Source organism: Caulobacter sp. FV2ye17ST (assembly GCF_058680955.1).
Window position 1 is genome coordinate 1,754,418 of record NZ_CM178727.1, and the last position, 14,664, is coordinate 1,769,081.

At 67.6% G+C, this 14,664-nt stretch carries 13 protein-coding genes; 4 read left to right on the plus strand and 9 right to left on the minus strand.

What is annotated here, in order from left to right:
- The first annotated feature begins 42 nt into the window (after window positions 1–42).
- Genes ACW17V_RS08545 through ACW17V_RS08555 form a run of 3 tightly spaced genes read left to right on the plus strand, consistent with a single transcriptional unit; the run spans window position 43 to window position 2,932 of the window.
- Entirely contained in the window at window positions 43–1,089 is a 1,047-nt protein-coding gene (locus tag ACW17V_RS08545) for a CDP-alcohol phosphatidyltransferase family protein (protein WP_492108765.1), read from the plus strand.
- Window positions 1,089–2,006 carry a diacylglycerol kinase family protein gene (locus ACW17V_RS08550; RefSeq protein ID WP_492108407.1) on the plus strand — a complete coding sequence of 306 codons (918 nt, stop codon included), beginning with the start codon at window positions 1,089–1,091 and terminating at the stop codon, window positions 2,004–2,006. The genes ACW17V_RS08545 and ACW17V_RS08550 overlap by 1 nt, the downstream gene beginning before the upstream one ends.
- Window positions 2,003–2,932 carry a hypothetical protein gene (locus tag ACW17V_RS08555; RefSeq protein WP_492108408.1) on the plus strand — a complete coding sequence of 310 codons (930 nt, stop codon included), beginning with the start codon at window positions 2,003–2,005 and terminating at the stop codon, window positions 2,930–2,932. The genes ACW17V_RS08550 and ACW17V_RS08555 overlap by 4 nt, the downstream gene beginning before the upstream one ends.
- A 21-nt stretch (window positions 2,933–2,953) precedes the next feature.
- On the opposite strand, the gene spt is transcribed toward ACW17V_RS08555, so the two are convergent.
- The 8 genes from spt to ACW17V_RS08595 form a co-directional block, all read right to left on the minus strand.
- Complete coding sequence (spt, locus tag ACW17V_RS08560; RefSeq protein WP_492108409.1) at window positions 2,954–4,171, minus strand: serine palmitoyltransferase; 1,218 nt, start codon at window positions 4,169–4,171, stop codon at window positions 2,954–2,956.
- Between the two features lie 2 nt (window positions 4,172–4,173).
- Complete coding sequence (locus ACW17V_RS08565; RefSeq protein WP_492108410.1) at window positions 4,174–4,425, minus strand: acyl carrier protein; 252 nt, start codon at window positions 4,423–4,425, stop codon at window positions 4,174–4,176.
- Window positions 4,426–4,516: 91 nt separating this feature from the next.
- A complete protein-coding gene (locus ACW17V_RS08570) occupies window positions 4,517–5,461 on the minus strand; it encodes an NAD-dependent epimerase/dehydratase family protein (protein ID WP_492108411.1) in 945 nt (314 codons plus the stop codon).
- Between the two features lie 2 nt (window positions 5,462–5,463).
- Window positions 5,464–7,167 (minus strand): fatty acyl-AMP ligase, encoded by a 1,704-nt coding sequence (locus tag ACW17V_RS08575; RefSeq protein WP_492108766.1) that lies wholly within the window; start codon window positions 7,165–7,167, stop codon window positions 5,464–5,466.
- Window positions 7,168–7,169: 2 nt separating this feature from the next.
- Window positions 7,170–8,528, minus strand: coding sequence for a lipopolysaccharide biosynthesis protein (locus tag ACW17V_RS08580; protein ID WP_492108412.1), 1,359 nt, complete (start codon window positions 8,526–8,528; stop codon window positions 7,170–7,172).
- Window positions 8,525–9,688, minus strand: a complete 1,164-nt coding sequence (locus ACW17V_RS08585) for a CDP-glycerol glycerophosphotransferase family protein (protein ID WP_492108413.1) — start codon at window positions 9,686–9,688, stop codon at window positions 8,525–8,527. The genes ACW17V_RS08580 and ACW17V_RS08585 overlap by 4 nt, the downstream gene beginning before the upstream one ends.
- Before the next feature lie 19 nt (window positions 9,689–9,707).
- On the minus strand, window positions 9,708–10,253 hold the full coding sequence (gene lptC, locus ACW17V_RS08590; protein WP_492108414.1) for an LPS export ABC transporter periplasmic protein LptC: 546 nt from the start codon (window positions 10,251–10,253) through the stop codon (window positions 9,708–9,710).
- Between the two features lie 305 nt (window positions 10,254–10,558).
- A complete protein-coding gene (locus ACW17V_RS08595; RefSeq protein ID WP_062146073.1) occupies window positions 10,559–10,837 on the minus strand; it encodes an HU family DNA-binding protein in 279 nt (92 codons plus the stop codon).
- Window positions 10,838–11,076: 239 nt separating this feature from the next.
- Between ACW17V_RS08595 and ACW17V_RS08600 the strand changes: the two genes are divergently transcribed.
- On the plus strand, window positions 11,077–12,726 hold the full coding sequence (locus tag ACW17V_RS08600; protein ID WP_492108767.1) for an MFS transporter: 1,650 nt from the start codon (window positions 11,077–11,079) through the stop codon (window positions 12,724–12,726).
- A 25-nt stretch (window positions 12,727–12,751) separates the two neighbouring features.
- Here ACW17V_RS08600 and ACW17V_RS08605 read toward each other — a convergent pair whose 3' ends face one another.
- On the minus strand, window positions 12,752–14,608 hold the full coding sequence (locus ACW17V_RS08605; RefSeq protein WP_492108415.1) for a M61 family metallopeptidase: 1,857 nt from the start codon (window positions 14,606–14,608) through the stop codon (window positions 12,752–12,754).
- Between the last annotated feature and the right edge of the window lie 56 nt (window positions 14,609–14,664).

Sequence of the window (14,664 nt, forward strand, 5' to 3'; positions counted from 1 at the left end):
GCGGCGATCACGGTCGGCCAGGCGTCCACGCGTATCTGGGGCATGACCTCGGCCCAGCGCCTGTCGCGAATCTATGGCCGCGTGGGCCTGAACGAAGTCACCCGCGAGGCCGCGCCCGCCCGTGGCGGTGTAGTGGTGGTCGACGCCGGCTGGGTGTTCGATGAGTCGCTGATCCGCGCTTTGGCCGGACGTCCCGGCGTGGCGCTGGTCGACGAGACCGGACGCGTCGTGGCGTTCAACCTGCCGGCCGAACGCGCGCTTGCGGTCGGCGAGGATCTTTCCGCCGCGGCAGGCTCCGCGCCGCGCCTGACGGCCATGGAACTGGGCTCGGCCTATAACAGCGAGCTGCGCAAGCGCGAGCCGCCGGTGCTGGAGCGCCTGACGCCCGAGACGGTCGACGCGGTCGAGAAGCGGTTGTTCAAGGGCTCGTACAAGGGCGTCACCGATCTGGTGACAAAATATGTCTGGCCCGCGCCGGCCCGGGTGGTCACCCGCTGGTGCGCGCTGGCCAAGTTGACGCCCAACATGGTGACCTTCGCCAGCTTCCTGATGGTGCTGGCCGCGTTCTGGCTGTTCTGGACCGGCCAGTATGGCTGGGGTCTGGTCTGCGCCTGGATCATGACCTTCCTCGACACGGTCGACGGCAAGCTGGCCCGGGTGACCCTGACCTCGTCCAAGTGGGGCAATGTGTTCGACCACGGCATCGACCTGATCCACCCGCCGTTCTGGTGGTGGGCCTGGTTCGTCGGCCTGGGCGCCGTGGGCTTCACCGTGCCGCACGGCGGCCTGCTGCTGGCGATCGTGGTGGGCGGCTATGTGGCCCAGCGGGTGGAGGAGGGGATCTTCCTGTCGCTGTTCAAGGTCGAGATGCACGCGTGGCGGCCGTTCGACAGCTTCTTCCGGCTGATCACCGCGCGGCGGAACCCCAACCTGCTGTTCATGACGGCGACCACCCTGGTCGGCCGGCCGGACATCGGCTTTGTGCTGGTCGCGGCCTGGACGGCGATCTGCTTCGTCGTTCACGCCAGCCAGATCGTTCAGGGCCTGCTCACGCCCAAGGGCGGCGTCACCTCCTGGCTGTCGCGCTGATGAAGGTCGGCGTCGTCCACAATCCGCGCAGCCACGCCAATATGGGGCGCAGCGCCGACTCGTGGGCGCCCGACGACGTGATGCTGGTCCGCCCCGCCACCCGCGAGGCGCTGGAGGTCGACCTGCTGGCCTTCGCCGCGCGGGGTGTGGAGCTGCTGGTCATCGACGGCGGCGACGGCACGATCCGCGATGTGCTGAGCCTTCTGCCCCGGGCGTTCGGCGATGCGCCGCCCCTGGTCGCGCTTCTGGCGTCGGGCAAGACCAACGTCCTGGCCATAGACCTGGGCGTGTCGCGGGACTGGACCCTGCAGGACGTGCTGATCGCGGCGCGCTCTCCGAAGGCGGTGATCAAGCATCGCGCGCCGCTGGAGGTCACCTGGGACGACGGCCGCCCGACGATGCGGGGCTTCGTGTTCGGTCTGGGCGCCTTTGTCCGCGCGACGCAGATGTCCAAGAGCGTCAATCGCATGGGCGCCTTCCACGGCCTGTCGGTGGCCCTGACCGTGGCCGGCGCGGCGGCGGGGGCCCTGATGGGCGGCGCGCGCGACCACTGGCGATCGGGTGTGCCCCTGAGCCTGTCCATCGATGATCAGCCGACGCCCGACGCGCCACGCTTCCTGCTGATGGCCACCACGCTCAAGCGCCTGCCGCTGGGCCTGAAGCCCTTCGGCCCGCCGCGCGAGGGCCTCAAGATCCTCGACGTCGATGCGCCGCCCCGGCGCCTGCTGGCCGCGCTGGCGACCCTGCTGAGCGGTGGCGACGCCGCCTGGCTGCCCAAGCTGGGCTACCGGCGCGGCGACGCGCGGCTGCTGCGCGTCCGCACGGCCGAGGCCTTCGTGCTGGACGGAGAGGTCTATGACGCCGCGGGCGGTCTGACCGTCGCCCTGGGCCCGACCCTGCGGTTCCTGGCGTCATGACCAGCCCGGTGCTGGCGATGGTCGAGGCCGAGTTGCGCGCCGCCGCGCCGCCGCATGCGGTCGCCTTCGCGCGCCAACTGGTCTCCGCCTTCGAAAACCCCGTGGCCGTGCTCTTCTACGGGTCGGTTCTGCGCACCGGCGACCTCGACGGCGTCATGGACTTCTATGTGCTGACCCGTCAGGCCCGACGCGGCTGGCGCGGTATTGTCGGCCGCAAGCTCTGGCCGGACGTCAGCTATCACGAGGTCGAACACGAGGGCCGAACCCTGCGCGCCAAGGTCGCGTCGATGACCCTGGCCCAGTTCGCCCTGGCGGCGCGCGGCCGCGAGATCGACACCACGATCTGGACGCGGTTTGTCCAGCCTTCGGCCCTGGTCTGGTCGTCCGGCCCCGAGATCGAGCCTGTCGTGATCAACGCCGTGGCGGAGGCCGCCCATTCCGCCGCGCGGTTCGCGGCGGCGCTGGGCCCTGTCGAGGGACCCTCAGACGCCTATTGGTCGGCCCTGTTCCAGCAGACCTACAGGGCCGAGTTCCGGGTCGAGCGCGGTGGCCGCGAGCAATCGATCCTGGCCTTCGACGCCGCCCGCTACGATCGACTGCTGATCGCCTGCTGGCGCGAGCAGGGGCTGCTGGACATCCTCGCGCCCGGGTCGGTGCAGCCCAATCTGACCGAAGAGGCGCGGGCCCGTTTCGGGCGGGCCTGGCAGGTGCGGCGGCGGATGGGCAAGTCGTTGAACGTGGCTCGCCTGATCAAGGCCGCCTTCACGTTCGAGGGCGCGGCCCGCTATGCGGCGTGGAAGATCGAGCGCCATACGGGCGTCGCCGTGCCGCTGACGCCCTGGCGCGAGAAGCATCCGGTGCTGGCGGCCCCGGGGGTGCTGTGGGATCTGTGGCGCGCCCAGAAGGCGCGAAAGGCCGAGGCTTAGCCGCCCCGGCCTTCTGCGGCGTCAGGCGGAAACGCGCTGGCGCTGGTTGTCGATCACGCCCATCGTGGCGCCGACGCTGGCGAACACGGCCAGGACCTTTTCGATCTGCTCGTCGGTATGGGCCGCGCTGACGCTGGTGCGCAGCAGCGGACGGCTGTCGGGCGTGGCCGGCGGCAGGGCGAGGTTCAGATAGACACCGTTCTGCAGCAGAGCGTTCCACATGCCGATCGCACGTTCCTGATCGGGCATGGTGATGGCCACGATCGGGCTGGCGGTCGGACCGGTCTGGAAGCCCAGGTTGGTCAGGCCGTCATAGAGACGACGGGCGTTGGCCATCAGGCGATGGCGCAGCTCCGGCATTTCTTCCAGACGCTTGAGGGCCACCAGGGTCGAGCTGACCACGGCCGGCGGCAGCGAGGCGGTGAACATGTACGGACGGCAGACGACGCGCATGACGTCGAAGTCGTCCATGTTGCTGACGCAGAAGCCGCCGATGGCGCCCAGGCTCTTGGAGAAGGTGCCGACGACGAAATCGACGTCGTCCTCGACGCCTTCCTGCTCGGCCAGGCCGCGACCGTTCTCGCCCAGCACGCCCATCGAGTGGGCTTCGTCCACCAGCAGGTAGCCGCCCAGCTCGCGTTTCACGGCGGCGATTTCCTTGAGCGGCGCGGTGTCGCCGATCATCGAATAGATGCCTTCGACCACGATCAGGCGCTCGCCCGGCAGGTCCTTCATGCGGCGCAGGCGCTTGTACAGGTCCTCGGGGTCGTTGTGACGGAAGCGGATGACCTCGGCGTGGCCCAGGCGTGAGCCGTCATAGATGCTGGCGTGGCTGTCGGCGTCCAGGATCAGGTGGTCGCCGCGACCCACCAGGGTCGACAGCACGCCCAGATTGGCCTGGTAGCCGGTGGTGAACACCATGGCGTGCTTGCGGCGATAGAACTTGGCCAGGGCCTGTTCGAGCTCGACGTGCGCCTCGAAACTGCCGTTCGCGATCCGCGAACCGGTCGTTCCGGTGCCACGCTCCTGCACGGCCTTGACCGAGGCCGCGATGCTTTCGGCGTCGAAGGTCAGGCCAAGATAGTTGTTGGTGCCCAGCAGGATCGTGGGTCGGCCATTGATAACGCCCTCGGTCGGTGAAACCACCGAGTCGAGTCGAACGTTGAAGGGATCGGCCCCGGCTTGCCGGATCGCCTGATAGGCGTCGCGGTAGGCGAGGTGTTTGTCGAACAGCCCCATAGTTATCCCTTGTTCCGAAGATCTTTTATCAGATTGGACAAGTCACCCGCCGTCTCGACCGAGGCTAGACGATCAAGCGGGATCGAGATGTCGAACGCGTCTTCCAGTTCCATGATGATGTTCATCAGGGCCAGGGAATCGACCTGAAGGTCACGACCGATGTGCGTCTCGTCGGTAACCTCGACGGTGCGCCCCAGCACCGAGGAGGCCGCCAGGCCGATTTCACGCAAGGTAAGATCTGTAACCACGTTCATTACGACTCGCTGACGCCCCCGTTAGCGGGCCTAACTGACTCGAATTGTAACAGCCCTATTGTCGGAATCCTGTCAAAATTGGCTGCTATGGTCATATCACTGCAACTAAAAACCCCTTGGCGCGATACCATTGCACGCTTTGGGCGAACCCTGACTCTATCCCGTATCGCGGAGCGATAGCGCCGGGAAGGCTTTCGCTATCCGAAACGCTCCAGTCCAAATGGAGCATTTCGCGCGCTTTGCCAGTCGTGAAAATAGAAATCTTCCCATTGGCGAGTGATACGCCCTCGGACAGTCGCGCCAGCCCCCTGATTAGCCAGGTCGGCGTGCGGGCGATATGTGGCGTTTTGCCCACCGCGCGGGCGGCGGCGGTCATCACTTCAGTCCAGCTGTAGCCGTCGGTGCGCGCGTCCGAGAGGGCGAAGACGCCCGGTCGGTGATCAGCGGCCAGGCCGGTGACGGCGGCGACGGCGTCCTCGACATGGATCATGGCAATCCGGGCGGCGGGGTCGAGCGCCGGGAGGACAGGTGAGATCTGGGCGGCCTTGAACAGGCCCAGGGTCTCCATGTCGCCCGGTCCATAGATGGCGGGGGGGCGAACGATGGTCAGGGCGTCGCCGATCACCTCCCGCGCCGCCTCTTCGCCGCCGCGCTTGCTGGCGGCATAGTCCGACAGCGACGGCTCCCGCGCCGCCAGGCTGGAGACCAGCATCAGCCGCGCGCCCGCGGCTCGCGCCGCCAGGGCCACGTCTCTGGCGCCGTCCAGATTGGTGCGATCAAATTCGGCCCGCGACCGCGCCTTGATCAGGCCCGCGACATGGATGACCAGGGTCGCGCCCGCGCACAGCCGGCTCAGGGCCGCGCGATCCGAAAGACCGCCGATGACGATCTGGGGCTCCAGCCCTCTCCAGTCCGGATCGATGATGTCGCGACGGGACAGGACCCTGACCGTCCAGCCCTGTGCGAACAGGGCCCCGACGAGATGACGGCCCAGAAAGCCGGTGGCGCCGGTGACGGCAACGACACCCCGGCTCATGATCAGGCGCGCTCGGCGTAGGCGCCCGCCAGGAAGGCCGCCTTGGCCTTGGAGCGGCTCAGCTTGCCTGACGAGGTCTGGGGCAGGGCGTGGGCGCCGACCAGATGCACCTGGGTCTCGACGCTGTGGCGCAGGCGCAGGACCGTGGCGACCTGCTCGGCCAGGGCCTTGCGGGTCTCGGGATCGCCGCCGCGCGCCTGGACCAGGACGACCACGACTTCTTCGCCTTCGCCCGGCGTGGAGAAGGCCGCGACGTCACCGCTGCGCAGGGATTCGATCTCGGCCTCGGCGGTCCATTCCAGGTCCTGCGGCCAGATGTTGCGGCCGTTGAGGATGATCAGGTCCTTGCCGCGACCGGTGATGACGATCTCGCCGTCGACCAGATAGCCAAGGTCGCCGGTGTCCAGCCAGCCGTCGGCCGACAGCACGCGGGCGGTCTCTTCGGGCTGCTCGAAATATTCCCGCATCAGGCTGGGGCCGCGGGCATAGATCCGGCCCACGCCGCGCGCGGGCAGAACCGCGCCGTCATCGCCCCGGACTTCCAGCTCATGATGGGGCAGGACGGGACCGTTGCGGGCAAAGTCGCGGGCGCGGTCAGTGTCGGTGGTGATGACCGCCAGCCCCTGTTCCAGCTGCTCGACGTCCAGCGTCTCGACCTTCAGGCCCTGGCCCAGCGGCGACATCGACAGGGCCAGGGTGGCCTCGGCCATGCCGTAGCTGGCGACAAAGGCGCTGTCGGAGAAGCCCACGGCCTTGAAGCGTTCGGCGAAGGCGCGCAGCGGGCCGGTGCGGATCATGTCGCCGCCCAGGCCGGCGCTGCGCCAGCCCGACAGGTTCAGGTGCTCGATCGAGGCGGCTTCGGCGCGGCGGGCGCACAGCTCATAGCCGAAGGTGGGGCTGTAGCTGATGGTGCCGCCGTTCTTGGTCATCAGGTCCAGCCACATCAGCGGCCGGCGCACGAAGGCCCCCGTCGGTAGCAGGTCGACCGTCATCTGGCTGGTCATGGGGCTCAGCAGGAAGCCGATCAGGCCCATGTCGTGATAGAGCGGCAGCCATGAGATGGCGCGGTCGGTGGGGCGCACCTTCAGCCCGTCGCGGGTGATCGCCTGGGCATTGGCCATCAGGGCGCGATGGGTGACCACCACGCCGGTCGGAAAGCGCGTGCTGCCCGACGAGAACTGCAGATAGCAGGTGCGGTCGGGCTCGATGACCGGGAGCTCGGCGCCATCGGCGGGCGGCAGGTCGGCCAGGGTTCCGGCGAAGCTCAGCGTTTGTTTGGCGGCGATCTCGGGCAGCCAGGCCGCCATCGATGTCGGGCCGATCAGCACCGAGGCCTTGGCCGAGGCCAGCATGCGGGCGATCTGCTCGATATAGGCTTCGCGGCCGCCGAGCGGCGCGGGCAGGGGAAGCGGCGCGGGCGGCAGGCCGGCGTACTGGCAGGCGAAGAAGGCGCGGACGAAGTCGGCGTCGGTTTCGGCGATCAGGCCGACGCTGTCGCCAGGCTTGGCGCCGGCGGCTAGCAGGCGCTGGGCCAGCTCCATCGCCTGCTCGCGCAGACGCGTATAGGGCAGGGCCTCGACCAGTTCGCCGCGCAGCGAATAAAGGTTCACACCCGTCTCGCCCTGGGCCGCGAAGTCGAGCGCGGCCGTCAGGGTGGGAAAGTCAGCGAAACGAACCGTTCGCGCGGCGCCAGTCGGAGTCATCATCATCACCTGCCGCCTTTGGCGTCGTTTGCGTCATCGGCGCAAGAGGGTTCGTTGTCACTGAGGACGGACAATCGCGCAAGTCGCAGGCGGAGCGTCAAGAACATCCCGATGGCCATGGCGATCGCCGCGCCGACCAGCGCGGCGCCGGCGCCGTTCATCCCGAACAGCTTGACCAGCGGCGCCAGCGCCAGAAGAAACACCACGCTGACCACCATCCGGACCCGCAGGGCCGCGCCCGCGGCGCGCATGGAGACCAGCATCGGCTCCAGGGGCAAGGCCAGCACGCCGATGGCGGCGGCGGTCACCTGCCAGGTCATGACGCCGGACGCTCCGACATAGGCCTCGCCCATGATCAGGCTCAGCAGGGGTTTGCCGAACAGGGCGGTGACCAGCAGCAGGAGACCGGCCACGGCGCCGCCCAGCAGGGCGACCTGCCCGGCCAGCTTACGCATCGCCGCGTCGCCGCCGAGCGCGCGGAGCTTGGCCAGTTCAGGATAGAGGGCCGGGACCACCAGCCGGGCCGGCTTGGCCATGCCGTCGGCGACCTGGCGACCGATCCGCCACAGCGCCGCCTGGGTGGGCCCCAGCAGCGAGCCGACCATCAGGGTGATGACGTGGGTGAAGGCCACGTCCAGGCTGCTGCTGAAATTGGTCGCCCAGGCAAATTTCCACACCCCGGGCAGGCCCTCGCCCAGCGGGCCGATCAGTTTGAAGCCGTCGAGCATCCGGCGCTGGGCAAGCTCACGCCAGGCGATGGCGCCGACATAGAGGAACGAGGCCAGCGGGCCGGCCGCCCAGGCCAGCAGGAACGCCCAAAGCGGCGCTTGGAGGGCGAACGCGATTCCGGCGCCGATCAATCGCACGGTCGAGCTGACGGCCTGCTCCCCCGCCAGATAGCGGAAGCGGTCGAACAGGCGCAGCAGGCCTACCGACGTCGCCGAGGTCATCACCGCGATGGTCAGGGCGTAGAGCGCCGCGGCGGGCGCGAGCTCCCGCGACCAGCCCAGCAGCGAGCCAAACAGCAGGGCGCCGACCACGCCCAGGGTCACGCCGACCAGTCCGCTGCTCAGGTCCAGAAACAGCGAAAAGCGCACCACCTGCTGAAAGCCCTGGCGGTCATTCTTGAGCAGGGGCTCGGCGCCATATTGCAGGACCGTCTGCCAGGACTGGAACTTGACCACCTCGCCCAGGAACTGGGCGAAGGTCGTGATCAGGTAGAGGACGCCCATCTGGGCTGGATCGAGGCCCCGGGCCGTCAGGGCGATATAGGCCAGGCCGACAATGGCGTTGACCGTGCGACCGCCCAGCAGGGTTCCGGCATTGGCTAGGACGCGGGCGAAAACGGAGCGTTCGGTGGTCATGCGGCTCGGGAGGCCCTGGCCAGCACGCGCTCGGCGATGGCTCGGGCGGCGCGTTCGGATGACGGCGTGGCCGTCAGGTCGAAGCTTTCGGCGAAGCCGCTCTTCTGGATATCGACATAGTCGCCATGGCCCAGGCGAGCGGCCTCGACGGCGTCGGTCAGGTGATCGACCGAGGTCAGCACCGGGCCGTACTGCCAGTGGTGGAAGCTCTCATCGCCCTGCCAGGCGACCTGGCCGGGATTGAGAAACAGGCACGGCTTGGGCGTGCGCAGGAACTCGTAGACCTGGCTGGACACGTCGCCCAGATAGATGTCGGCCGCGCGGGTGTAGGTCATGTCGATGGCGGCGGGGCCGCCCAGGTCGATATGGATGCGCGGGTGATTTCGGAACGGCGTCAGGCTGTCCAGCATCGCCGGGCTGGCGCCGTCGAACAGCCGGATGTGCGGCGCGAAGATCAGGTTGAAGCGGTCGTCGGCCGCGAACTGTTCCAGCACCTTGACGCCAAAGCGCGGCCACGAGCCCAGCGTGGCGTGGAAGTGCGGATTGTAGACGACGATGGGCTTGGCACCCTGGAAGACCGGAATCGGCGAGCCGGGCAGGGCGTCGATGATGTCGAATTTGGGATAGCCGACCATGGCGCAGTTTTCCGGCTTCACCCAGCCGCCCTCGACCATGCGGTCGCGCTGCTTGGGGCCGGCGGCCATGACCAGATCGAACTGGCGCAGGCGCGGCTCGAACACGCCGCCCCGGTCGCCGGCGCCGTGCTGGGTGTAGACCAGCATGGATCTGCGAACGCCGAACTTGCGCAGCAGGGCCGTGGTGCGCTCGGGCGTGACGATGGCGTCCATTTTGCCCAGGGCCATGGCGTTGGCGGCCAGCATCAGCGCCTTGGGTGGCGTCGAGGCCTCTTTCAGGCGCACACCGCGCAGCCAGGCCGGCGGCAGCAGGCGCGAGGCGATGGGCGCGCCGCCCAGGGCGTCCAGCAGCTGGCGGGCGTAGTCGAGGTGTTCCTGGGTGGTGGCGGCGATCTCGACCTCGATGCCGGGCCAGCCCCTGGCCAGGGCGACAGCGATAGGCAGGCTGTGCAGGATCTGATGCGTCTGGGCGATGTAGAGAAAGCAGACCCTGGGCCTGGAGGGGGCGGACCTGGCGGGGCTCATGAGCGTTTCGCCGGCCCGATCAATTGCCGGGGTTGAGGCGCGAGCGCACCCGACCCTTGAAGATCACCCGGTCGCCCTTGTCGGTCACCGAATAGCTGTCGGCCTGGACCTGATTGCCGGAGGCCGCGCCGCGCACGCCGGCGTCGCCCATGACCTCGCCGGTGCGGGTGTCGATCACGGCCTTTTCAGTCTTGAACGCGTAGCCGTCGCCGTTCTCGATCTGCACGTCGCCGGTCAGCAGCAGGGCGCCCCTGGCTTCGTCATAATTGCCCTGCCGGGCGACGACCTGGGTGGGATTGTCCGAACCATAGCCGCGCGTCAGTTGCGGTGACTCGAGGGCGATTTTGTTCGGATCGACCTTGTCGCGCACGGCGGCGGTGGCGACGATCAGGAACTCGCGGCCGTCCTTCATGGCGCCGGTGAAGCGCGGGTTTTCCATCCGCAGGGGCGCGACCGCGACGACGTTGGACGCCTTGGCCCTGGCGGCGCGGATCGTCGCCTGGGTGGCGATGGCGCCGCCGACGATCAGGGCCACCGCGGGCAGGACCAGCCGCAGTACGCTCACCGATTTGCGCCGGCGAGGGCGAATTTTGCGCCTCACGACGAGGGCGGAAGACGGAGCGAACGAGGTCATGGCAGCCAGGGCGGGCAAAGGCGGATCAACGGCTTAATCCCGTCCGGCTCAACACCCAAGAGATATTCGAGCCATGCCGGGCGCCGCCTGTCGCGAGCAGGCGTCTGGGCTTCGGGCGGGCGCGGCTGGCTACAAGCTCTGAGACCGCAGCGCGGTCCCGGAGACTGTTCTACAAGTCCATGGAAGAGAACGACCGGCGGGCCTCTGGCTCGCCGGTCGTCTCAAATCCCAGAGGATTAGCCGTTGACGGCGTCCTTGAGTTGCTTGGCGGGCGTGAAGGCGACCTTCTTGGAGGCCGCGATCTCGATCGCCGCGCCCGTGGCCGGGTTGCGGCCGGTGCGGGCCGGCTTGGCCTGGACCTTGAACTTGCCAAAGCCGGGGATCGAAACTTCTTCGCCCTTAACGGCGGCGTCGGTCACGGCCTTGAACACGCCGTCGATGATCGCCTTGGCCTGAGCCTTGGTCAGCTTGTCGTCAGCGGCGACTGCGGCGTCGACCAGATCGGAAACGTTCATTTTGATAGCTCATCCAATGTGGAATCAAGGAACGTCGAGCCTGACGAACCGGGAAGGATTTGTCACGTCATCCCAGCAAATAGGGGCATTTCTAGGTCGCGAAAGGCAAGGTTCACCTCATCAGCCCCTGAAAACTCTGACAACATGCCGAGATAAGCGGGTCTGAGCGTGGTGACGCTCAACTCATGCCATGGTAGCGATAACAAAAACGGGGGAAACGCATGGCGAACGCCGGAAATATGGGCGCAAAAGACGGCGTCGTGGTCGGTCGTAAGGACGGACTCGTCATCGGGGCCGCCTCGGTGGGCACGGTTTTCGAGTGGTACGATTTCTATCTGTACGGCTCGCTGGCCACCTACATCACCCACCATTTCTTCTCCGGCGTGAACGAGACGACGGGCTATATCTTCGCCCTGCTGGCCTTCGCGGCCGGGTTCGCGGTGCGTCCGTTCGGGGCCTTGGTCTTCGGTCGCCTGGGTGATCTTTGGGGCCGCAAGAACACCTTCCTGGTCACCATGCTGCTGATGGGCCTGTCGACCTTCGTGGTCGGCCTGCTGCCCAGCTATGAGCAGATCGGCATCATCGCCCCCATCGCCCTGGTGTTGATGCGCCTTTTGCAGGGTCTGGCCCTGGGCGGCGAGTACGGCGGCGCGGCGACCTATGTGGCCGAGCATGCGCCGGCCAACCGGCGCGGCCTGTACACCAGCTTCATCCAGATCACCGCGACCTTCGGCCTGTTCCTGAGCCTGATCGTCATTCTGGCGACCCGCAATGTGATCGGCGAGGACGCCTTCAAGGAATACGGCTGGCGCATTCCGTTCCTGATCTCGGTGCTGCTGTTGGGCGTGTCGCTGTGGATCCGGCTGCAACTGTCGGAAAGCCCGTCGTTCCAGAAGATGATCGACGAGGGCAAGGGCTCCAAGCAGCCCCTGACCGACAGCTTCGCCAAGTGGGGCAACCTGAAGATCGTCATCCTGGCCCTGGTGGGCCTGACCGCCGGCCAGGCCGTCGTCTGGTACACCGGCCAGTTCTACGCGCTGTTTTTCCTGGAGAAGATGCTCAAGGTCGATGGCGGCCTGACCAACATGCTGGTGGCGATCTCACTGCTGATCGGTACGCCGTTTTTCGTGTTCTTTGGCTGGCTGTCGGACAAGGTCGGCCGCAAGTGGATCATCATGATCGGCTGCATCCTGGCCTGCCTGACCTATTTCCCGTTGTTCAAGACCCTGACCGTCGCCGCCAATCCGCAACTGGCGTCCGCCGTGGCGACGTCACCGGTGACCGTGGTCGCTGACCCGGCCGACTGCTCGTTCCAGTTCGACCCGATCGGCAAGACGGTGTTCAACACCTCCTGCGACCTGGCCAAGTCCTACCTGGCCAAGGCCGGCGTCACCTATACGAACGCGGCGGCTCCCGCCGGAGCCGTGGCGCAGGTGAGGATCGGCGAGACCGTCCTGCCGTCCTTCGCCGGCGACACGCTGGACAAGGCGGCGTTCACCGCGCGCAAGAAGACCTGGGAGTCTGAACTGGGCGCCGCCCTGACCACGGCCGGCTACCCCGCCAAGGCCGACAGCGCCCTGGTCAACAAGCCCCTGGTGGTGGGGATCCTGACCCTGCTGGTGATCTATGTGACCATGGTCTACGGGCCGATCGCGGCGATGCTGGTCGAGATGTTCCCGACCAATATCCGCTACACCTCGATGAGCCTGCCCTATCATATCGGCAACGGCTGGTTCGGCGGCTTCCTGCCGACCACGGCCTTCGCCATGGTCGCGGCCACGGGCAATATCTATTACGGCCTGTGGTACCCGATCGTGGTGGCGGGGGTGACGGCCGTGATCGGCATCCTGTTCCTCAAGGAAACCAAGGACGTCGACATCGAGGCTTGAGGCCGCGGCCTCAAGCCTCGGCGTTCTACTTGGCGGGCGCGGGCGTATCCGCGCCCAGCCAGGCTTGCCGGAACGCCAGTTGCGCTTTGCTGGGCTTGAGGCTGGCCGCCTCGAAGCGGACGACCTCCAGCGTGGGGTCGGCCGCGATCTTCAGCGGCGCCTCGCGGGTCTGGCCGCGCTGAACGAAACGCACCGTGGTGGTCTCATCCGGCTTGAGCCGCTCCAGAGCGTCCTGCCAGTCGGCGTCGGTGGCGAACTCGAACCGGCCGATACCCAGGATGCGGTCGCCGGACTCCACGCCCGCCGCGTAGAGCGGCGTGTCTGGTCCCGGCGCTTCGGCCAGAAGCACCTCGGCGCCGTTCACCCGCACCCGCTGGGCGCCCAGCCAGGCGCGCTTGGGCGATTTGGGGCGCAGCTTCAGTCCGGCCTGCTCCAGAAGCGGCGCGAAGTCGGGCAGGCCCGAACCCTCGACGCTGGTCTTGAAGAAGCCGTCGGCGAAGGTAGCGTCGTCCGTCACCTCGGTCAGCGCAAGGCGCAGATCGGCGGGCTTGTAGGGTTTCTCCGTGGCGCCGTGCGTGCGCCACAGGCGGCGCATGTAGTCGTCCAGCGTCTGGGCCTTGGGCCGGCCGCGCAGTTGCAGGTCCAGGGCCAGGCCGACGATCGATCCGTAGGGATAGTATGAGGTGAATGTGTTGGGATTGGTCGGGTCCAGGGCCGTGGCCGCGTCGTTGAACGGCGCCCGCAGGCTCATGTCCTGTGGCGAGCCATACTTGCGTCCCGGACCGTTGACCACGCCGTTCAGCGCGCCGCTCAGGCTCTTCAGATAGTCGTCGACGCTGGACAGGCCGGCGCGACGGATCAGCAGCGGGCCGTAATAGTTGGTGAAGCCCTCGGCCAGCCAAAGCGACGGCGTGGGATTGGCCTGGGTGAAGTCGAAGGGCTCCAGCTCCGCAGGACGGATCCGCTCGACGTTCCAGGCGTGGAACAGCTCGTGGCTGGCCGTGCCCAGTTGGGCGAAGTTGGCGCGGAACAGCGACTGGCTGTTGCTGATGAAGGTGGAGTTGCGGTGCTCCATGCCGTCCCCGGTGATCTGGGGCATGTAGTCGGCGATGAAGGTGTAGGTCCCGTAGTCGAACCGGGGCGCCTCGCCGAAGACCTTGATGTGTTCGGGGACGATCTTCTTGAGCCTGTCGGCGAACTTGTCGACGTCCTCTTCCGTGCCCGGGTGATGCAGCGCCAGGCGGAAGGTGTAGGTGCGGCCCCCGTCCGTGACCGGCCATTCGCGCAGCGCGAAGTCGCTGATCTCCGTCGGGCTGTCCATGAAGTACTGCAGGTTGGGCGCCCAATAGGTGTCGGCCTCGCTCGCGGCGGGAAGCTGGGTGGCGACCTTCCAGCGCGGGTCGGGGCGCTTGAACCGCACGCGGATCGGCTTGTCCTCATAGCCGCTGGCCCACAGGAAGGTGGCGGGCATGTTCAGGTGCGCGTGGGTGGTGTCGATCTGCGAATAGGTGCCATCGCCCCGGTCTGCGTACAGGGTGTAGGTCACCCGCACCGTGCCGTCGTGGCCGGCGACGGACCAGCTGTAGGGATCGGTTCGCGTCAGCGTCAGGGGGCGACCGGCGCCGTCCTCGGCGCGCACCTGGTAGACGTTCTTGGCGAACTCATGAATGGCGTAGCGCCCCGGCGAGGCGCGTGACATCCGCACCTTGAGGGCGCCCGGCGGGACAGAGCGATAGGTCGCGGTGATCTGGGCTTCGTGGTGGCGCGCGTTCTCGAACGCCACATCATACTGCACCGGGGCCTCGGGACCGGGGTCCTGCGCTGCGGCGCCGCTGGCGACGAACAGGGCCAGGCCCGTCAGGCCCATCAGAGATTTACGCATCGATCCCTCAAACTTGGCCCATGGAGGCAGGGCGATGGCCGGCACCATGGCGGGCG